Raw genomic sequence first — 20,147 nt, forward strand, 5'->3', positions numbered from 1 at the left:
GCGGGGCCTGCCCAGCGAGGGCCTGGCTGCCTGGCTGAACCCGCGGTGTCAGCCCACCGAGAGGGCGAACACGTGGATGCCGCTGTCGGCCGGCAGCGTCACCGTGGCGACCGTCTTCGACGGGTCCAGGACGCCGCCGGTGGTGTAGAGGCTCACCGCGTGGTTGCCCAGGGTGTCGCCCGCCGGGCGGTTCCAGTTGGCCGTGGTGACCGCCAACTGGCTGTTGCCGCTGGCCTTGTTGGAGTACCAGTCGGGGAAGTCCACCGCGAGGGCCGCGGTGGTGCCGTCGGTGTAGGTGACGGTGACCGTGCCCGAGTGCGCGGAGCCGACGCCGGTGCCGAGCAGACCGAGCCGGCTTCCCTGGCCCTGGACGCGGATCACCTGGCCGGCCGCGGCGACGTTGTCCGGCTGCCCCGGCCGGGTGTCGGGCCAGGTGTAGGACAGGCCGTTCGCGGTCACCGTGGCGCCGGGGGTGTAGCCGACGGCCGCGAGCTGGGTGGCGGAGAAGCTGTAGCCGCCCGGGTCGAGGTTGCCGGTGGACGGATCGCTGTCGGCGCTGATCCCCTCGTTGTCGTAGGCGGCGGCCAGGTCCGCGTACGGCACGGTGGTGGTCGTGGTGCCGGTGCGCTGCTGCCGCCCGCCCAGCCGGAAGGCGGCCGTGCCGGAGAGAGTGGCACTGCCCGGGGCCGCGTCGGCGGGCGCCGTCACGGTCCAGGAAGCGGCCGTCGAGGAGTGCGCGGGCACGGTCCCGGCGGCCGCGGGGGTACGGGCGGCGGGCTTCGCCGTCCAGCCGGCCGGCAGCTGGAGCCCGAGCCGCAGGTCGCGCACGGCGCTGTCACCGGTGTTGGTGAAGGTCTGCCGCACGGTCTGGGTGCTGCCCGCCTGCGTGGTCGCCGCCGCCGTCACCGCGGTGTACTGCGTGCCGGCCGTGCGCCGCACGGTGACCGCGCCGGTCAGCGGGGTGTCCGCGGAGGACTCGCCGACGTAGAGCGGGTAGCGGCCGTCCAGCACTGTCCAGTCGTGGGCGTCGCTGTCCCAGGTGCGCAGGGCGTCGGAGTCCAGGGTGAGGGTGACCCGGCGGGTCTGGCCGGGCTTCAGCTCGACCTTCGCGAACGCCTTGAGCTCCTTGGGCGGTTCGCCCGCGCCCTTGGGGTGGCCGAGGTAGACCTGCACCACGTCGGAGCCGGTACGGCGGCCGGTGTTGGTGACGTCCACCGACACCTTGACCGGGGTGGCGCTGCCCGCGCCCGCGGTGACGGCGGTGGGTCCGGTGGACAGGTGGGAGAGCTTGAAGGTGGTGTAGGACAGGCCGTAGCCGAACGGGAAGAGCGGCGTCTGGTCCTCGTCCTGGTACCAGCGGTAGCCGACGTCGAGCTTCTCGCTGTAGTCGTAGACGCCGTTGACGGCCGGGTAGCGGCCGGGCGCGGCGGCCACCGCGGTCTGGGTGTCGGTCCGCGGGAAGCTGACGGGGAGCCGGCCGCCGGGCGAGGCGTCGCCGGTGAGCAGGGCGGCGAGCGCGTTGCCGTCCTCCTGGCCCGGGTACCACATGTCGAGCACGGCCGGCACGTCGTCCAGCCACGGCATCAGCACCGGGGCGCCGGCCCGCAGCACCACGATCGTCCTCGGGTTGGCGGCGGCCACGGCGGAGATCAGCGCGTTCTCGTCGCCGGGCAGGGCGAGGGTGGTGCGGTCCGATCCCTCGCTGGAGGTGTCGCCGACCACGACGACGGCCGCGTCGGAGGACTTCGCCGCCGCGACGGCCGCGTCGATGCCGGGGTCGGGCAGGTCGGGCGCGGACCAGCCCACGGAGACCGAGGCGTTCTGCGCGTTGTCGTAGAACTCGACGGTCAGCGCGTGCCCTTCGCCCGCAGTCAGCGTGACGGGCGTGCTGGTGACGGTCGTCGCCCCGTGGTCGGACCAGTTGTCGACGACCAGCTTGCCGTCCAGGTAGATCCGGCTGCCGTCGTCACTGGTGGCCGACAGGGTGTACGTGCCGGTGGTGGGCGCGGTCAGGGTGCCGGTCCAGCGGGCCGAGAAGCCGTCGGCGGGAATGCCGGCGGCCGGGGAGCCGGTGCCCCAGTCGAAGTCGATGTTCGGGTCGTCGCGGGTGACCGCGGGGGTGCCGCTGAGCGTCTTGTTGGCGAAGTACTCGCCCTTCAGCCCGGTCAGGGCGGAGGCGGGGATCGCCGGGAAGCCGCTGGCCCGGCCGGCCTTGACGGCGTTGATCCGCACGCCGCTGCCCAGCCGGGCGGTCAGCCCGGAGATCGGGTCGACCTTCTTGTACGGGGTCACCGCGGAGCTGCCGCCGCCGCCCGTGACCGCGGTGTCGGCGTTCGGGCCGATGACGGCGAGCGAGGTGAGCCGCCGCGTGTCCAGCGGGAGGGTGGCGCCGCTGTTCTTCAGCAGCACCGCGCCGTCCTCGGCGGCCTTGCGGGCCACCGCGCTGTCCGCGTCGAGGTCGGCGGTGGGCGGGGTGCGCGGGTCGAACTGGCCGGTGCGGAACTCCAGGCGCAGGATGCGGCGGGCGGCGTCGTCCAGCACCGACTGCGGCACCTGGCCGGCGGCGACGGCCGCGGGCAGCTGGGTGAAGTAGGTGGTGCCGCTGAACTCCTGGTCCAGGCCGGCCAGCGCGGAGGCGACGGTGCTGTGGTTCGCCGGGTAGTCGGTGTCGACCACCCCGTCGTACTTCCACGTGTCGATCAGGATGTCCCGCAGGATCTGCGCGTTCTCGCACGCGTAGGTGCCGTTGACCTTGTTGTACGCGCACATCAGCGACCAGACCTTGCCGTCCTTGACCGCCTTCTCGAAGGCCGGCAGGTAGATCTCGTGCAGGGTCCGCTCGTCGATGTCCGAGCTGGAGGTGGTGCGGGCGTTCTCCTGGTTGTTGCCCGCGAAGTGCTTGACCTGCGCGGCCACGCCCTGGTCCTGGATGCCGCGGATCTCGGAGGCGGCGATGTCGCCGGCCAGCTCCGGGTCCTCGCCGAGCGTCTCGAAGTCCCGGCCGCCCAGCGGGGTCCGCACGATGTTCACCATCGGCCCGTAGAGCACCTGGTAGCCGCGGGAGGCGGCCTCGGTGCCGAGCACGGTGCCGTACTGCTTCGCCATCGAGGTGTCGAAGGAGGCGGCGAGCGCGACCGGGGAGGGCAGCGCGGTGGCCGGCTGCCCGTCGCGCACGCCGGCGGGGCCGTCGCTGAACTGCATACCGGGGATGCCGAGGCGGTCGATGCCGGGGATGTAGCCGGTGGCGTGCGAGCCGCTGGGGACACCCACCGCCGTCATCAGGGTGGCCTTCTCCTCGTTGGTCATCTGCGCCAGGAGGAGGTCGACACGCTTCTCCAGCGGGAGGTGCGTGTTCAGCCAGGGGCGGGCGGCGGTCCCGGTGCCGCTTCCGGTGGGGGCTGCGGTCGCGGGGAGGGCCAGGGGGACGGCCAGAGCCGCGGCTGCCGCCGCCGCGACGGCCAGACGTGCCATGCGCATACGGTTCTCCTTCGCAGGCCGGTGCGGGCGGCCCAGGTTCACGGCATGAACACAAACGACTGGAAGTGTGCGCTCGGGCACCAGGAGCGTCAAGGACATGAACGCAGAACGTGTGGCTGAACGGTCGTCAAGACATGGTCAGGCACAGGGAAACCCGTACCGCGGAAGCCCCGTGGAACCCTCGCGTCCCACGACGTGAAGTTGCCGACGGTGACGGCACCGCTCCGGGGAAGGACCTGCGGGAGACGGCCGCGACCAGGGCATCCGCGCGATGGACCCGCCGATCCGGAGCAGCTCGCCGCGCTCCTGGACGGCAGGGAGCCGGCCGGCCCGCGCAGCCGCGCGGACACGGCGTTCCGGCAGCGTCGGGTCCCAGCACGCCCGCCGGGTGTCACAGCTCCGCCGACCCCGCCGGCCTCACAGCGCCGCCAGCCCCGGCAGCCTCACAGCTCCGCCAGCCCCGGCAGCAGGAGAACCGCCGCGTTCACATCGGGAGTCAGCGCCCGGTCGTCGTCCCCCCACGGCAGGGCCGCCGAGGAGATGACCTCGCCCAGCGGCGCCCCCGGCGCGAGCTCCGGTCCCTCCGGGGAACGCAACCCCCGTACGGCGGCGACGAGTTCGCAAGCGAGCACCAGGCGGTACGCCCCCACCGCCCGCAGCGCCTGCCGCGCGCCCTGCGAGGCGAAGCTCGCCGCCTCCTCAAGGCCGCGCGAGAGCACGGTGTGCCCGGCCGAGGCGGGCGCGGCGGCGGCCGCGCGGAGTTCGGCGAGCGCGGAGTTCGCGCTGTACTCCAGGATCATCATCCCCGAGCTGGCCGCGGGCCCGGTCGCCAGGAAGGGCCGCAGGCCGGTGATGTCGGGGTCACCGAGGTGGCTGAGGCGGGCGGCCGACAGCCGCGCGGTCTGCAGGACGGCGAGGCACAGCTGGTCGAGCGCGAGGCCGAGCGACGCCGCGAAGAAACCGCCGTGGTGGTAGACCGCCGGACCTCCGTCCGGGCCGCCGTCCTCGCTGATCAGCGGGTTCTCCGAGGGGCAGTTGACCTCCACGGCGAGGACCCGGCGCAGTGCGGCGGCCGCTTCGAGCGCGGGGCCGTGCACCTGGGGGAACGCCCGGAAGCCGTACGGGTCCTGGATGCGCCGGCCCGGCGTGCTCGGGTGGTCCGGCTGGCCGAGCAGCCGCCGTACTTCGGCGGCGGCCCGCAGCGCGCCCGGGTAGGGCCGCAGCGCGTGGACGGGCGCGGCGTACGCCTCGAGGGAACCGCCGACCGCCGCCAGCGAGAGCGCAGCCACCGCGTGCGAGGCCCGCAGCAGGACGTCGACGTCGTGGCAGGCAAGGGCCGCCTGGCCGAGCGTGAGCGCGTTGCTGCTCATGAGGGCGAGCCCGTCGCCCCGCTGCAACCGCACGGGCGCGGGCCCGACCGTACGGGCGTAGGGGTCCTCGGGTATCGAACCGCCACCGGCGGCGGCCGAGCCGCCCGGCTCACCACCCGGACCCGCCGCGGCGCCCGGACCCGCCTCGCGTGAGGCCCCCGGACCACCGAGCATGGTCGAACCGCCGTCGGCCGCATTCTCGTTGTCGGAAGCCGCGGCCGCGGAGTCGCACCCCGACCCCCCAGTATCCGAGCCGGCGGGAGCCGCGTCGGCATCCCCCGGTCCAGGCGACCCCGTGCTGCCTTGTCCGCCGTGGACCGGGTCCAGGTCCGGGCCCTGCGTGCCCAAGGGGCCGCCCAGCCAGGGGCGTTCGCCGATGAGGGTGAGGCCGGTCTGGGCCAGCGCGGTGAGATCGCCCGTGCCCACCGCCCCGAACTCGTTGACCGCCGGGTGCAGTCCGAGCCGCAACGCCTCCACCAGGGCGCGGACGAAGGCGGGTTGGAGGCCGGAGCCGCCGGCGAGCACCTGGTTGGCGCGCACCGCCATCATCGCGCGCACCTCGCGGGCCGGCAGCAGCGCGCCGATCCCGCCGGCGTGGCTGCGCAGCAGCCGCAGGTCCTGCTCGTCCTTCTCGGCGTCGCTGAGGAAGACCATCCGGTTGGCGCCGACGCCGGTGTCCCGCCCGTAGATCCGCCCGGAGGCGGCGAGCCGGGTTGCGGTCCGCCAGGACCGCTCGGCGCGTGCGTACGCCTCCGGGGGGACCTCGGGCGCGGCCGCGCCGTCGGCGATCAGGGCGATGCCGTCGGCGTCCAGGCCGATGCCGTCGAGAACCGGTGCGGCCCCCGCCGTGTGCGTGTGCACGGCGGGGGCGCTCTCGGAGCCGTGCCGCGGCTCGGGTGCCGGGGCCGGAACGGATGCTGTTCCCAACGCTCACCTCCGGTCGAGGTGCGGTGGCCGGCGGTCCCGGCGGTCGGGAGTCCTGCCGGGCCGGAATGCCCTTCCGGCCCGGCTTCAGGTCCCTTCGGCCCCGGGCCCGCCCGGCCCCGCACCCATCAACAGCCCGCGGAGCCCGCGGGGATGGGATCGCCCGCGAGCCGGCCCAAAGACCGACCCTCGGACCACCCCCGAATCGCCTCGCGGACCGGCCTCGCGGGCCAGCCCGCGGATCGACCCGCCCCCGACTCCTCGGACCAGCCCGCAGATCGGCCCGCGGACCGGCCCGCGGACCGGCCTCAGATCAGTCCGGCCGACTTCAGCCAGGTCTGCGCGACGTCCAGCGGGTCCTTCTTGTCCGTCTGCACCTGCGTGTCCAGCGCCAGCAGCGTGTTGGTGTCCAGCTTCGCGGAGACCGTGTTCAGCGCGCTGATGGCCTGCTGGTTCACCCCGGAGCGGTAGATCAGCGGCACGACGTTCTCGAAGCCGAAGAGGTTCTTCGGGTCCTGCAGGACCACGAACTTCTCGGAGGTGATCGTCGGGTCGGTGGTGAAGATGTCCGCGGCCTGGACGTTGTTGTTCTTCAGCGCGGCCTCGGTGAGGGTGCCGCCGGCGTCGAGCGCCTTGAAGGACTTGGGCACCAGGTTGTACTCGGACTTCAGGCCGACCAGGCCCTGCTGCCGGGTCTGGAACTCCGGGGAGGCGCCGATGGTGATCTGCGAGCCGTACTGCGCCAGGTCGCCGATGGTGTTCGACGAGGTCAGGTGGAACTTCTTGGCGGTGGCGGCGTTCAGCGTCACCGAGTCCTTGTCCTGCGCCGGGGAGTCGTCGAGGATCGTCAGCTTCGGGTCGAGCTTGGCCTTGATCGCCGCGTCGGTGGCGGCCGCGGTGTTCGGCACCGCCTTCGGGTCGAGGTAGGCGAGCAGTGCGCCGTTGAACTCCGGCAGCACGCTGACGGTGCCGTTCTTCAGCAGCCCGTACGTGGTCTCGCGGGTGCCGATGCCCAGCTTGTAACTGACCTTGACGCCTTTCGCCTTGAGCGTCTCCCCGTAGATGTAAGCCAGCAGCGTGCTCTCGGAGAAGTTGTTGGAGCCGACGACCACGGTGCCGCCGCTCGCCTTCTTGCCGGCCAGCGGGTCGCTGCCTTTGTCGGAGGACGAGGAACAGCCCACGAGCAGGGGCGCTGCGGTGGCCGCGGCGACCGCTACCGCGGCCACACGGAGAAAACTCGGGCTGGACCAGGTGCTCTTCGGACGAGAAGTCACAGTATCCGCTTCCGGCTTGGGGGGTATTCGTGTGGAGCTCGGGCAGGTTCGAACAATAGCTTGACAACGATCCAATCCAGCCGCTTCCGATGGCGTCAAGAGCGGCCGGGTCACCGATTGGTTTCGATGGCGGGAAAGCGGGAAGGGGCCTGGATCGCGGTCACCTCTGGGGCCCCGGCAATACCGGGGACCAGTGGTACCGGTGGGGCGCAAGGGAGCCCGGCGCGGCCGGAAAACGGGCGGGCGGCGGGCGGGTGACAGCCGGACAGCGGCTGGGAAACGGCCGGGAAACGGCCAGGAAGCGGCCCCGACTTAACAGGATCTTGATGACGTGGTCAGCTGCCGGTCGGCAAGACGAGGTAGTCTCCCGGCAGTTGGCGACCATTCCCGAGCAGGTACGGGGAATGTCCGGTCACTTCCGCCCCCGGCCGGCGCGGCGGGTGGCCCCTGGCACACCACAGTCACGGAGGAGGGCCTCGTGTCCGTGAACGGAGCGGTCGGTCCGGAACCGGAAGGTCCGGTCCCACCGGCCCGCAGCGGCGTTCGCGGATTCGCCGACCGATGGCCCTTCCGGCGCAAGCTCGACCTCCTGGTCGGCGTCCCCCTCGTGGTGGTGGCGGCGCTGCTGGCGTACGTGATCTCCGGCCTGGTCGGGCAGGCCCAGGACGCGGCCTCCGCGGCCCGCCTGGTGCGCGACAGCCGGCAGGTGGCCGAGTTGGTGGACCGCGTGCAGACCGAGCACCAGCAGGCGATCCTGCTCTCGGTGCGCTACGAGTCGGCCACCTCTGGCACCCGCCCCTCGCTGACCCCGTACCGCCAGGCCCAGCAGGCCGTGCAGCAGCAGGTGGACACGGTACGGCGGACCTTCGGCTCGCGGCTGCCGCCCGCCGAGGCGCAGGTGCTCAAGGAGATCGAGGGCATGTCGAGCCTGCGGTCCACCGTGGAGCAGAGCTACCTGCCGGCCGACAACATCGACCCCGCCTACACCTCGGCGGTGGACGACCTGATCGACGGCCTGGGCCTGGACCTGAGCGGCAACCTCTCCACCACCAGGACCGGCAGCCTGCTGGACTCCCTGCTGCGCGCCGAGGCCGCCCACAGCACCTTCGAGACCAGCGTCTTCTCCGCCCAGACCGGTGACGCCAACGCGCTGATCGAGTTCACCCAGGCGGTCGGCGCCCAGGAGCTGTACACCTCCGAGGCGGCCCGCTTCGGCCGGTACGCCACCGCCGCCCAGACCTCGCAGCTGTCCAAGGTCGAGCAGGGCCGGGCCTGGAACACCATCTCGCTGCAGTACGCCGGGCTCCAGGTGGACCCGAGCGCGCTGGAGCGCGGCACCCCGCAGGCGATCCGCACCTCGCTCGACCAGGCGCTGCGGGCCTACCCGGACTACCGCACCCAGGCGCAGACCCGGCTGACCGTCACCGGCTCGCTGATCGGCCAGATCGCCCACCGGGCCGACAGCGCCTCGCGGTCCGCCTGGTGGCGGGCGGCCTGGCTGCTGGGCGCCACCCTGCTGGGCTTCGCGGTGTGGCTGCTGCTGAGCGTCGCGATCCGCCGCTCGGTGATCCGGCCGGTGCAGGCGCTGACCGGGGCGGCCGCGGAGGTCGCCGAGGTCGCGGGCCAGGAGTTGGCCCGGGTGGCCGACGACGACGCCGAGGACTCCGGCCCGCCGCGGCTGCGGGAGATGCCGATCACCGCGCGCGACGAGATCGGCGACCTGGCGGCGGCGTTCAACCGGGTGCAGACCACCGCGGCGGCGCTGCTGGAGCGCCAGGTGCTCAGCCGGCGCAACACCGCGGAGATGTTCGGCAACGTCGGCCGCCGGGTGAGCAACCTCACGGCCCGCCAGCTGTCGCTGATCGACGCGGTCGAGCGCGGCGAGACCGACCCGGAGCTGCTGGAGCGGCTCTACCGGATCGACCACCTCGCGGTGCGCCTGCAGCGCAACGCCGACAGCCTGATGCTGCTGGCCGGCATCCGCGAGAGCGGCATGGAGGCGAGCCCGACCGCGCTCACCAATGTGGTGCGCGCCTCCCTCGGCCAGATCGAGGGCTACCAGCGGGTGTCGCTCACCGCGGACACCGAGGTCACGGTGGCGCCCGACATCATCGCCGACCTGACGCTGATGCTCGCCGAACTGCTGGAGAACGCGGTGTCGTTCTCGCCCGCGCTGAGCCCCGTCGAGGTGGCGGTGCGCTCCGGCGCGGAGGGCGCGCTGATCGAGGTGCGCGACCACGGCCTGGGCATGAGCGCGGAGCGGCTGGCCGAGGAGAACGCCCGGCTGATCCGCCGCGAGCGGCTGGACCTGGTGCCGACCAAGGTGCTGGGCCTGTTCGTGGTCGGCAGCCTGGCCCGGCGCTGGGGCATCCGCGTGATGCTGACCCGCACCCCGGGCGGCGGTGTGACCGCCCAGGTGGCGATCCCCTCCTCGCTGCTGCTGATGACGGGCTCCTTCGCCGAGCCGTCCCCCCAGCGCGCCGACACCGGTGCCCAGCGGGCGGCGTACGGGCCGGGCCCGTACGGCGGGCAGGACCGGCAGCCCGCGCAGGACCGGCACAACGAGCACGACCAGTACGGGCAGTACGGGCAGCACGGGCAGCACGGGCAAGGCGGCCCGTACGGTCAGCAGTACCAGCCCCAGCAGCAGGCCGAGCCCGCGCGCGCCCAGGGCCCGCAGGCCGAGCCGCAGCGGCGGCAGAACCCGTACGCCGAGAACCGCCGCACCCCGTCCTGGGCCCCGTACCCCGACGCCGACGAGCACCCGCAGCCGCCCGCCCGGCCCGAGCAGCAGTACGCGCAGCCGTTCGCCGAACGGCCCGCGCCGAGCGCGCCGTTCGGCGGGCCCATGGGCGGCGCGACAGGACCGCAGCCCGGCCGCGGCCAGGCGTACGGCGGCGGCCCGCAGGCCCCCTACGGTGGCGAGCGCCCGCAGCCCGCGGCCGCGCCCGGCCACGAGGTGCAGCCCGCCCTGCGCCCGGGGCAGTTGGAGCCCCTCCCCCGCCGCGTCCCGCGCCGTACCGCCCAGGGCGGCGGCCCGCAGAGCGCCCCGGGCGGCCCGTCGCAGGTCGGGAACCGCCAGGGCCTCCCCTCGCAGGGCACCCCGCAGGGCCCGCAGCCGGACCAGCAGCACACCTACCGGCCCAACTCCCCGTACGACCAGCGGAACGGCCGGCAGAACGGCCGGCAGCACACCGGCCGGAGCGGCTTCCCGCAGGACCCGTACGCCGCCGGGAGCGGCGTGCCCGGCTACCCGAACGGCACGCAGAACGGCGCCCAGAACGGTACGCAGAACGGCTCGCCGTACGGCGGCCCCGACGGGTACAGCAGCGAGCCCCGGAGCGGTCTGCCGGGCGGCTACCGCGACGCGTCTCGCAACGGCGGCTACCCGGAGGGCTCCGGGCCCGCAGGAAGCCTTCCGCGGCGGGCCGCTGGGCGGCACGCGGGCGCTCCCGCGGGGTCCGGCGAGGGCGGTTCCGGCCGGCCCACGGAGGCCGGGCCGGCGCACGCCAGGCCCGAAGGGGAGGCCCGCCCGCTGCGCCGCCGGGTGCGGGGGGCCACACTGGGACCGACCTTCGGTGGAACGTCGGGGCAGCCGATGGCCGCCCGGCCGAGGGTCGCCGACGCGGACGAGGTCCGCTCCGAGCTGGACGAGTTCGAGGCAGCGGTGGAGCGGGCGCACCGCGACACGGCCGCGGCCGCCGACGGCGGCAGCGGCGGCACCACCCGAAACACGGGGTTCCCGGAAGGAGCCGAAGAGTGACAACGCCGACAGGTGGACCCGCCGGTCAGGCCCGGCCTGACGACCTGCGGGCCGCCGCAGCCGACTTCACCTGGCTGCTGAACCGTTTCGCCACCGAGACCGCGGGAGTGGTGGACGCCATCGCGGTGTCCTCCGACGGCCTGCTGATCGCGGTGTCCCAGCTGCGGGACAGCGCGGACTCCGAGCGCCTCGCGGCGATCGTCTCCGGCATGACCAGCCTGGCCGCCGGCGCGGCGGGCAACTACGGCCTGGGCGGGCTGAACAAGGTGATCATCGACCTGGAGGAGGGGCACGTGCTGATCTCGGCGATCGGCAGCGGCGCCGTCCTCGGGGTGGTGACCTCCAAGGAGGCCAAGCTCGGCAACATCGCCTACGAGATGACGCTGTTCGCCAACCGGGCCGGGGCCGCGCTCAGTCCGCAGCTCGTGCTGGAGCTGAAGAACACCGTCGGCCTGCCCTCGGCCCGCTGAGGGCCCGCGAAGGCCGCCCGACCCACCGGGGCACCCTGTTGCAACCGTCCGCACAGCGCTTAGAGTCCGCACCAGTTCACTCCCGCAGCACACGCGGCTTCGACCACGAGACGCCGGAAAGGGGCGCCCATGATGGCCGGTGGCAACGCAGCCGGTGCGGACGGCAATCCCGGGCAGCCGGCGGCCGAGCCGGTCGGGCGGGCGCCCGCCGTACGGCCCTTCCTGGTCACCGCGGGCCGGGTGGCGGGCACCAGCACCGGTGTGCCGCTGCCGGTCGAGACCCAGGTGGTGTCCACCACGGCCGGGCTGGCCGCCCTGGACCGGCTCTCGTTCGAGCACCGGGACATCGTGGCCGCCTGCCGCCGCCCGCAGTCGGTCGCCGAGATCGCGGCCCGGCTGCGCCTGCACCTGAACGTGGTGCGGGTGCTCGCCGAGGACCTGCAGGCGGGCGGCCATCTGTCGGTGTACGTGCCGAGCGCCGGCACGGCCCGGGACGTTTCCGTACTGCGAAGGGTGATCGATGGTCTCCGCACCATCCCCGACTCCAGGGGGGCACTGCGTGACAGCGACTGAGGGGGCGCGCGGGCGCGCTCCGGCCGCCGGGCGGGGCGCTCCGCCGCTGCCGGTCAAGATGGTCGTCGCGGGGGGCTTCGGCGTGGGCAAGACCACCGCCGTGGGCGCCATCTCCGAGATCAGGCCGCTGACCACCGAGGCGGCCATCACCGAGGTCGCCGCCGGCGTGGACGACCTCAGCCACACCCCGGGCAAGACCACGACCACGGTCGCGATGGACTTCGGCTGCATCACCATCGACCCGTCGCTGAAGCTCTACCTGTTCGGCACGCCCGGCCAGGAGCGGTTCGGCTTCATGTGGGACGACCTGGTGCAGGGCGCGCTGGGCGGCCTGGTGATCGTGGACACCCGCCGGCTGGACGACTGCTACGCGGCGGTGGACTACTTCGAGCACCGGCAGATCCCGTTCGCGGTGGCGGTCAACGCGTTCGACGGCCGGGTGGAGCACGAACTGGACGACGTGCGCTGGGCGCTGGACGTCGCCGAGCACGTGCCGGTGATCACCTTCGACGCCCGCGAGCGCGGCTCGGTGCGCGACGCGCTGCTGGTCGTGCTGGAACTGGCGCTGGCCCGCGCGGAGAACTGAGCGCCCGCGGAACGGGCGCGCGCGAAGGGGCGGTTGCCGGGCCGAGTGGCCCGGCAACCGCCCCTTGCGCTTCGCTGCCCTACCGGCGGCGCAGCCGCACGCCCGGGGAGACCACCAGGCGCTCCACGAGGTAGAAGACGCCGATCATCGCGACGGCCAGCAGCGCGATGAGGGCGGCGCCGCCCACCACGATCTCGTAGTTGCGCTGGTAGAGCCCGTCGAAGATGTAGCGGCCCAGGCCGCCGAGGCTGACGTAGGCGGCGATGGCGGTGGTGGAGACCACCTGGATCGTCGCCGAGCGCACGCCGCTGAGGATCAGCGGCAGCGCCATCGGCAGCTCGACCTGGAAGAGCACCGCGATCGGCCCCATGCCCATGCCGCGGGCGGCGTCCACCGGGGCCGGGTCGGCGGTGCGCACCGCCTCGTAGGTGGTGACCAGGATCGGCGGCACCGCGAGGGCCACCAGCGGGATCATCACCGGGGTCTCGCCGATGCCCAGCCAGATGAACATCAGCACCAGCAGGCCCAGCGTGGGCAGCGCGCGGGCGGCGGTGGCGATCAGCGCCAGCGCGTTGCCGCCCCGGCCGGTGTGGCCGGTGATCAGGCCGAGCGGCAGGCCGATGGCGGCGGCGATGCCGAGCGCGGTGAAGGAGTACTGCAGGTGCTCGGCGAGCCGGTGCGGTATGCCGTCGTAGCCGTGCCAGTGGGCGCCGTCGGAGAAGAAGGCGTTGATGTAGTGCAGCAGGCTCATCGGGCGGCGCCTTCCAGTGCTGCGGCCTTCTCGGCGCCGGCCTCGGGTTCCACCGCGGCGGCCAGCGCGGCCTTCCGGGCGGCGCCCGAACCGCGCGGCAGCCACGGGGTGAGCAGCATCCGCAGGCCGATCAGCAGGCCGTCGAAGACGATGGCGAGCAGGGCGATGGTCACCACGGAGGTCACCGCGAGGTTGTAGCGGTGGTAGGTGAGCGCGTCACCGAGCAGGTTGCCCAGGCCGCCCTGGTTGCCGATCGCGGTGCCGACGCTGACCAGGCTGATGCTGGAGACGGTGGCCACCCGCAGACCGGCGAAGATCGCCGGCACCGCGAGCGGCAACTGCACCTGGAAGTAGCGCTGGACGGCCGTGAAGCCCATCGCCTCGGAGGCTGCCATGGTCTCGGCGGGCACCGATCTGATGCCGTCGACGATGGCCGGCACCAGCACCACCAGGGAGTAGACGGTGAGCGGGATCTCCACCGTTGTCTGGCTCACCCCCGTGTAGTCGATGAGGAAGACGAAGAAGGCGATGGAGGGGATCGCGTAGAGCACGGTGGTGATCCACAGCACCGGCGGGTAGGCCCAGCGGTAGCGCACGCAGAGCTGGGCGATGGGCAGCGAGAGCACCAGGCCGGCCGCCACGGGGATGAGCGACTCCTCCAGGTGGATGCCGATCAGCCCCGCGTAGGAGTGCTGGAGGTCGCTGGGCAGGTCGAAGTAGCCGTTGCCGCCGCTCACCGGGCCGCCTTCGCGACGCGCGCGGCGCCCGGCCGGCCGGCGTGGGCGGCGCGGATGGCGTTGCCGATGGTCTCCTGGGAGGCGACGCCGACCACGCGGCCGCTGTCGTCGACGGCCACCGCCCAGCCGGTGGGCGAGAGCACCGCGCAGTCCAGGGCGTCCCGCAGCGACTCGTCGCCGAAGGTGAAGGGGCGGCCGTGGGAGAGGAGTTCGAGGTGCCGCAGGCCACCGCCGAGGGCGTCCTTGGCCGCCACCCAGCCCAGCGGCTTGCCGTCGTTGTCGGTGACGAGCAGGAACGGGGCCTCGCCCGCGGCGCGTTCGGCGATCTGCTCCGCGCCGGCGTCCACCCCGACGATCGGCCCCCTGGTGAGTTCGAGTCCCGCCGAGGTGAAGAACGACAGCCGCCGCACACCGCGGTCGGTGCCGAGGAAGTCCTCGACGAAGGCGTCGGCGGGGTCGGAGAGCAGCACGTCCGGGGGTGCGAACTGGGCGAGCTTCCCGCCGGTGCGCAGCACGGCGATCATGTTGCCGAGCCGGATCGCCTCGTCGATGTCATGGGTGACGAAGACGATGGTCTTGCCCAGTTCGGCCTGGATGCGCAGCAGTTCGGCCTGCAGCCCCTTGCGGACGATGGGGTCGACCGCGGAGAAGGGCTCGTCCATCAGCAGCACCGGCGGGTCGGCGGCGAGCGCGCGGGCGACACCGACCCGCTGCTGCTGGCCGCCGGAGAGCTGGTACGGGTAGCGCTTGGCGAGCGACAGGTCCAGGCCGACCCGCTCCATCAGCTCCAGCGAGCGCTTGCGGGCGCGGGCGCGGTCCCAGCCGAGCATCCGCGGCACGGTCCCGATGTTGTCCACGATGGTGCGGTGCTGGAAGAGGCCCGCGTTCTGGATGACGTACCCCATCGACCGGCGCAGCTGGTTGACCGGCTGGCTGTGGATGTCGGTGCCGTCCAGCAGGATGCGGCCCGACGTGGGCTCGATCATCCGGTTGATCATGCGCAACGTGGTCGTCTTGCCGCATCCCGAGGGTCCGACCAGCACCGTGATGCTGCCGTCCGGCACCTCCAGCGACAGGTCGTCCACCGCCGTGGTGCCGTCGGCGTAGCGCTTGGTGATTGACTCGATCTGTATCAAAGGTCCGGGTCCCCTCCGGGGTTGGGCACGACGCGGCCTGTGTACGGCTTCCCGGTCGCGATTGCGCAGGCCGATGGGGGGTGAGTCTAGACCGCGAGTGTTACGGCGGTTTGGAGAAGACGCATACGGCGGGCCGCGCCGAAGGGTTTCGGCCGCCGCGTGGAGCCCGCGGACGCGCCCGGAGCGCGGATCGGGCACGCTGGGTGACCGCGGGTCGGCGAGGGGTGAGCCGCGGGGCCGCGCGCGGGGGTCCGCGGAGCGGAACGGCGCATCGGCGCCGCGCCCCCTGCCCCGTGCGGGTGCGGCCGGGTGGGCTTGGATGGAGGGCCGAGCGGGGCCCGGCGGTCCCGGGAGAGGCGGTCGGGACGTGACAGACGTAACAGAGGCGGCAGACACGGCAGACAGGGCCGGGGCGACGGCGCTGGTGGTGCAGCACACCGAGCGGGGCGGGCCGGGGCGGTGGCGGGAGTGGCTGGCCGAGGGCGGGCTGGCGTGCGAGGTGGTGCGCGGGTACGCCGGTGAGGAGCTGCCGTCGGCGCTGCGGCCGCGCTACGCGGCCCTGGTGGTGCTCGGCGGCGGCTACCTGCCCGACGACGACGCACGGGCGCCCTGGCTCGCCCGTACCCGTGCGCTGGCGAAGGAGGCGCTCGGCTCGGGGGTGCCCGTCTTCGGGATCTGCCTCGGCGGGCAACTGCTCGCGCAGGTCGCCGGCGGCCGGGTACGGGCGGACGCCGGGCGGCCGGAGTTCGGCAGCACCGAGGTGGCCCTGCGTCAGGAGGCCGCCGGCGACCCGCTGTTCGCGGGGCTGCCCGCGCGCCCGCGGGCGATCGAGAACCACGTGGACGCGATCACGGAGCTGCCGCCGGGCGCGGTGTGGCTCGCCTCCAGCGCGGACTGCCCCTACCAGGCGTTCCGGGTCGGCGAGGCCGCGTGGGGCGTGCAGTTCCACCCCGAGGCGGACGCCGGGCGCATCGGCGGCTGGGACGCCGCCCGGCTGGCCCGGTACGGCGCCGACCGGGCCGCCCTGGAGCGGGCGGCGCTGGCGCACGAGGCCGAATCCGCCGCGGTGTGGCGCGAGGTGGCGCTGCGCTTCGCCCGGCACGCGTCGGGCAGGGCGGGCGCGGCGGCCCCGGCGGCCCCCGCGGGGACGGACACCCCGGACTGACGCCACGGGCCGGCCCCTCGGCTCGGCCGCGTCTCCTCCAACTCGCCGTTCACGTACGGGAACCCTTGACGCCATGGAACCCCGGGTCCTACCGTCACCAGCACCACGTGCGTTCATCAGCACGTCCATGATTCATATCCGTGAAACCGGCCCCACTCCGGACCCCACCCGGACCCCGGCATCGGACCCGCAGTTCCCCGCCCCCATGGGGGCGCCCTGGAAGGGGGCGGGGAGCTGCGTCCCGCTCATTGACATGTATCTGTAAGTAAGGTTACCTATCGGTTCACCGCCGCCACAACTTCCGCCCCACCTCCGGAAGGAGTGCACTGCCGTGACACGTCCACGCTTCCGCATCCTGCTCGCCACCCTGGCAGCAGCGGCCCTCGCTCTCGCGGGCGCCCTCACCCTCGGCGCGGCCAGTTCCTCGGCCGCACCGGCCCGGGCGGCCGCGCCCGCCGCGGGCCCGACCGCGTCCCAGCTCCTGGCGAAGGCCGCGAACTGCACGCCGGCCTCCAACGGCGAGTACGCCACCGACGACGGCGAGCCCCCCACCGTGGAGATCTGCAGCAACGGGTCCGCGTACACCTGGACCTCCGACATGGACATCGACTGCGACGGCGTCACCACGAGCCACTGCAACAGCTCCACCGACCCCTGGTACCAGGACCAGACCTCGTTCCAGACCTCGACCGGGAACTGGTTCACCTCGGACGTCACGCGCTACTTCGTCATCCCGCTGCCCAGCAGCCGGTTCAGCTACCAGAACGCCGGCATCACGCCCGGCAGCGTGGCCGCCGTGGTCTACAACGGCAAGGTCGCCTACGCGGTCTTCGCCGACGAGGGCCCGAGCACCATCATCGGCGAGGGCTCCTACGCCCTGGCCACCGCGCTCGGCATCGACCCCGACCCCGACACCGGCGGCACCGACGGCCCGGTGACCTTCATCGTCTTCCCCGGCCACGTGCCGAGCCCGGTGGAGAACAACAGCGCCATCGACGCCACCGGCAGCGCGGCCGCCACCACCTGGCTGGGCGGCGGCGGTTCGGGCAGCGGCGGCACCACTCCGCCGGCCGGCTCCGGCCGGATCACCGGCTACGGCGGCAAGTGCGTCGACATCGCCGGGGCCTCCAGCGCGAACGGCGCCGCGGTACAGCTCTACACCTGCAACGGCACGAGCGCGCAGAGCTGGTCCACCAGCTCGGGCAACTCCCTGCGGGCGCTGGGCAAGTGCATGGACGTCACCGGCGCCGGCACCGCCAACGGCACGCAGGTCCAGCTCTACGACTGCAACGGCACCGCCGCCCAGGCGTGGACCCGCAGCGGCTCGGAACTGGTCAACACCGGCTCCGGCAAGTGCCTGGACGCCACCGGTCCCAGCTCGGCCGACGGCACCCGGCTGCAGATCTGGAGCTGCACCGGGGCGTCGAACCAGCTGTGGACCGGGCCGTCCTGAGCCCCGGGCGGCCGACCGGCGCCCCGCGCCGTACACCGGCCCGCCGAGCCCGGTCCCGGGTGCATCCGGGCCGGGTCCGGCGGGCCGGCCCGGCCGGGCGGGACATGAGCCAGGATGAATGACGGCGACTGGCCGGTTCACTTCCGTTGACGTACCGGTCTGGCGAGGCCACCATGGCGGAAGACCGTAGGCCCCCGCGGGGTCCGCGCCCGCCGATTGCGTCAACGGCGCCCAGGACCGGCCGGGTCGGTGATCTCCCCCGTGGTCCCCGGCCCGGCCGCACCCCGTGCGCGATTCCGCCACGCCGAAAAGACGCCGTTGCCCACACCCGCCGCCGAACACGCGTAACGTAGTTCCTGCGTGGCGGCCCCCATCCCCCCCCGGGGCCGCCACTGCACCTCTCTTTCCGGCTCCCCGCCACCACTGTCCCCTCCGGTGGCCGGGAGCCGTTGCCGTCGGTGCGGGACACCGTCCCCGGGCAGAAGAACCGCGCAGAGGAACCGCGCAGAAAAAGAGGCCGCAGGACACATGGTCCTGCGGCCTCTTCTTGTAGGTGTCCGCCGGCGGCTGCCGCCCGGTCAGTGGCCGAACAGGTGCCGGGCGTGGTGGCGGGGCCTGGCCGGCTCCGTCTCCACACGGTTGGCACCGCCGCCCTCGGGTGTGTACTCCGGCGCCGTGTCCACCGGCTGCGTCTCGTCCAGTCGGGCCGCGAGATGGTCGCGCTCACGCGCGGTGGCGGCCGCGTCACGGCGCACCGCGCGATACTTGCGGCTCCTGCGCCGGTGCAGCAGGCCGCCGGCCATGGCCATCGCGCAGCCGAGCGAGAAGACCAGCGCGAGCGCCAGGCCCGCGCAGAAGAGCGCCAGACCGTTCATGGTGGCGATGTGGTTGCCCATCACCGTCACCGAGTAGTCGGGCCCTCCTCCCAGGTTGTCCGAGATCGCCAGCCCGGTGAAGGCCGCCGTACACGCAAGGAGCAGAAGTCCCAGGACCAGCATGAGGTCACCTCCGAGTAGAAGGGGCTCCTTGACACAGCGCCTACCCCGCATCACAGAGGACACACAGCGGCGGCCGCCGGCCGGCAGGAGCAAGGTGCGGCGCCGAATCGGTGCCGGGCCGGTGCCGGGCCGGTGCTGGATCGGTGCTGCTGGATCGGTGCGGCTTCAGCGCAACCGCAACGCCGCCTCACGGACCGCCCGGGCGTCGCGGGCGACATCGGCGAGGCCGGGCAGCCGCCCGAAGTCGCCACCGGGGCCGAGCGCGCGGGCGAACCGCTCCAGCTGGCGCCGGAAACCGGTGCGGCCGGGCTCGGCCGTACGCACGGTCCTGGTGGCGAGCCCGGTCACCGCGTCCCACGTCTCCAGGGTGAGCGTCGCCGACTCGTCGCGCGCATAGGGCGAGGGCAGCGCGAGCGTCGCCGTGCCCTCCTCCGCGGTGAACTCCAGCACCTCCCGGTAGCGGCGATGGGCGGGCAGCCGCTGGTGGGTGAGGTCGACCACGAGCGCGTCGGCCGGCCGCCAGCGGCACGAGACGCCGTCCCCGCCCGCCCACACATCCGCGTGGAGCAGGTGCCCGGCCAGCTCGCGGCCGGCGGCGGACAGCGCCGTGTGCACGAGGTTCACCTGGTGGATGAGCGAGCCGCCGAGGCCGCGCGCGTACGCCTCGCGCTGCACCGGCGTGGACCGCGGCCCCAGCGCCCGCTCCAGCGCGGCCCGCGCGGGCGGCGGCTGCGGCCCGAAGGGCGGCGGGTCGTACGGCATCAGGTGCGCCACCTGATGGGGGGCGTTGGGGTCGTGGATGTCCACGGTCAGCCGGCGCGCGCTGTCCAGGTGCGCGGCGCAGTGCTCGACGAACAGCGCGACCACCGGGTCGTGCCGCTTCATGTAGCCGGCCGCGACCGGCACGCCGGTACGCGCCTGCGCGGCGATCAGCGCGTCGATCTCGGCCGGGTCCAGGCTCACCGGCTTCTCGCACAGCACCGGCAGCCCCAGCTCCAGGCACTCCTGGACCACCTCGCGGTGGGTCCACCACGGCGTGCAGACCAGCGCCGCCCGGGCGCCCACGGCGGCGGCCTCGGCGGGCGTGGCGCAGGCGGCCGCCTCGAAGCCGGCCGCACGCACGGCCGCCCGGTGCGCCGGGTCGGTGTCCACCACGGCGGCCAGGCGCAGCGCGTGCGGCAGGTCCCGCAGCTCGCGCAGGTGCGCCGCGTGCGCCACCCTGCCGACCCCGATCAGCGCGATCGGGACCGGTTCCCGGCCGGCCTGCTGCCCCATGACGGCCCCTCTCCCGGGCGCAACGGCCCGTCCCGCGGTGTCCCGCGTTGTCTCGCGTTGTCTCGCGTTGTCTCCGGGGGCAGCCCCGCCGGCCCCCGGGCACCGGTCCCGGCGCACGCCCGCACACGGCGCCGCGGCGCAGGACCCCAGGGCGCGCGCGAGGTCGCCGCCGCCGCTCCCGGCCGGCTGCTGCCG

Annotated in this window: 14 protein-coding genes; 6 read left to right on the forward strand and 8 right to left on the reverse strand. The window is 73.9% G+C overall.

What is annotated here, in order from left to right; genetic code table 11:
* Nucleotides 1–48: 48 nt before the first annotated feature.
* The 3 genes from BLR33_RS07480 to BLR33_RS07490 all read right to left on the reverse strand — a co-directional run bounded on the left by BLR33_RS07480 (nucleotide 49) and on the right by BLR33_RS07490 (nucleotide 7,045).
* Nucleotides 49–3,477: a glycoside hydrolase family 3 C-terminal domain-containing protein gene (locus BLR33_RS07480; protein WP_176930174.1), complete on the reverse strand. Its 3,429-nt coding sequence runs from the start codon at nucleotides 3,475–3,477 to the stop codon at nucleotides 49–51.
* A gap of 443 nt (nucleotides 3,478–3,920) precedes the next feature.
* Complete coding sequence (locus BLR33_RS07485; protein ID WP_093783492.1) at nucleotides 3,921–5,708, reverse strand: aromatic amino acid lyase; 1,788 nt, start codon at nucleotides 5,706–5,708, stop codon at nucleotides 3,921–3,923.
* A 371-nt stretch (nucleotides 5,709–6,079) separates the two neighbouring features.
* Entirely contained in the window at nucleotides 6,080–7,045 is a 966-nt protein-coding gene (locus BLR33_RS07490; RefSeq protein WP_093783493.1) for an ABC transporter substrate-binding protein, read from the reverse strand.
* 478 nt (nucleotides 7,046–7,523) lie between these two features.
* Here BLR33_RS07490 and BLR33_RS35950 point away from each other — a divergent pair, with 478 nt between their 5' ends.
* The 4 genes from BLR33_RS35950 (at nucleotide 7,524) to BLR33_RS07510 (ending at nucleotide 12,437) form a co-directional block, all read left to right on the forward strand.
* On the forward strand, nucleotides 7,524–10,808 hold the full coding sequence (locus BLR33_RS35950; RefSeq protein WP_407639645.1) for an ATP-binding protein: 3,285 nt from the start codon (nucleotides 7,524–7,526) through the stop codon (nucleotides 10,806–10,808).
* Nucleotides 10,805–11,278: a roadblock/LC7 domain-containing protein gene (locus BLR33_RS07500; protein WP_093783494.1), complete on the forward strand. Its 474-nt coding sequence runs from the start codon at nucleotides 10,805–10,807 to the stop codon at nucleotides 11,276–11,278. Before BLR33_RS35950 ends, BLR33_RS07500 begins: the two co-directional genes overlap by 4 nt.
* A gap of 132 nt (nucleotides 11,279–11,410) precedes the next feature.
* A complete protein-coding gene (locus BLR33_RS07505) occupies nucleotides 11,411–11,851 on the forward strand; it encodes a DUF742 domain-containing protein (protein WP_093783783.1) in 441 nt (146 codons plus the stop codon).
* A complete protein-coding gene (locus tag BLR33_RS07510) occupies nucleotides 11,799–12,437 on the forward strand; it encodes a GTP-binding protein (RefSeq protein WP_245771236.1) in 639 nt (212 codons plus the stop codon). Before BLR33_RS07505 ends, BLR33_RS07510 begins: the two co-directional genes overlap by 53 nt.
* Before the next feature lie 79 nt (nucleotides 12,438–12,516).
* Here BLR33_RS07510 and BLR33_RS07515 read toward each other — a convergent pair whose 3' ends face one another.
* From BLR33_RS07515 to BLR33_RS07525, 3 genes are read right to left on the reverse strand one after another with little or no spacing between them, the layout of a single operon-like run.
* Nucleotides 12,517–13,188 carry an ABC transporter permease gene (locus BLR33_RS07515; protein WP_093783496.1) on the reverse strand — a complete coding sequence of 224 codons (672 nt, stop codon included), beginning with the start codon at nucleotides 13,186–13,188 and terminating at the stop codon, nucleotides 12,517–12,519.
* Nucleotides 13,185–13,925 carry an ABC transporter permease gene (locus BLR33_RS07520; protein WP_093783497.1) on the reverse strand — a complete coding sequence of 247 codons (741 nt, stop codon included), beginning with the start codon at nucleotides 13,923–13,925 and terminating at the stop codon, nucleotides 13,185–13,187. Before BLR33_RS07520 ends, BLR33_RS07515 begins: the two co-directional genes overlap by 4 nt.
* Nucleotides 13,922–15,061, reverse strand: a complete 1,140-nt coding sequence (locus BLR33_RS07525) for an ABC transporter ATP-binding protein (RefSeq protein ID WP_176930175.1) — start codon at nucleotides 15,059–15,061, stop codon at nucleotides 13,922–13,924. Before BLR33_RS07525 ends, BLR33_RS07520 begins: the two co-directional genes overlap by 4 nt.
* A gap of 367 nt (nucleotides 15,062–15,428) precedes the next feature.
* Here BLR33_RS07525 and BLR33_RS07530 point away from each other — a divergent pair, with 367 nt between their 5' ends.
* Together BLR33_RS07530 and BLR33_RS07535 are read left to right on the forward strand one after the other, a co-directional pair.
* Nucleotides 15,429–16,226, forward strand: a complete 798-nt coding sequence (locus BLR33_RS07530; protein WP_245771237.1) for a type 1 glutamine amidotransferase — start codon at nucleotides 15,429–15,431, stop codon at nucleotides 16,224–16,226.
* A 331-nt stretch (nucleotides 16,227–16,557) separates the two neighbouring features.
* Nucleotides 16,558–17,679, forward strand: a complete 1,122-nt coding sequence (locus tag BLR33_RS07535; RefSeq protein WP_245771238.1) for a glycoside hydrolase family 75 protein — start codon at nucleotides 16,558–16,560, stop codon at nucleotides 17,677–17,679.
* Between the two features lie 578 nt (nucleotides 17,680–18,257).
* On the opposite strand, the gene BLR33_RS35955 is transcribed toward BLR33_RS07535, so the two are convergent.
* Nucleotides 18,258–18,677 (reverse strand): hypothetical protein, encoded by a 420-nt coding sequence (locus tag BLR33_RS35955; RefSeq protein ID WP_245771239.1) that lies wholly within the window; start codon nucleotides 18,675–18,677, stop codon nucleotides 18,258–18,260.
* Nucleotides 18,678–18,842: 165 nt separating this feature from the next.
* Nucleotides 18,843–19,952 carry a Gfo/Idh/MocA family protein gene (locus BLR33_RS34220; protein ID WP_107408852.1) on the reverse strand — a complete coding sequence of 370 codons (1,110 nt, stop codon included), beginning with the start codon at nucleotides 19,950–19,952 and terminating at the stop codon, nucleotides 18,843–18,845.
* Nucleotides 19,953–20,147 lie beyond the last annotated feature (195 nt).

The organism is Actinacidiphila guanduensis, assembly GCF_900103985.1.
GTDB classification, from domain to species: domain Bacteria; phylum Actinomycetota; class Actinomycetes; order Streptomycetales; family Streptomycetaceae; genus Actinacidiphila; species Actinacidiphila guanduensis.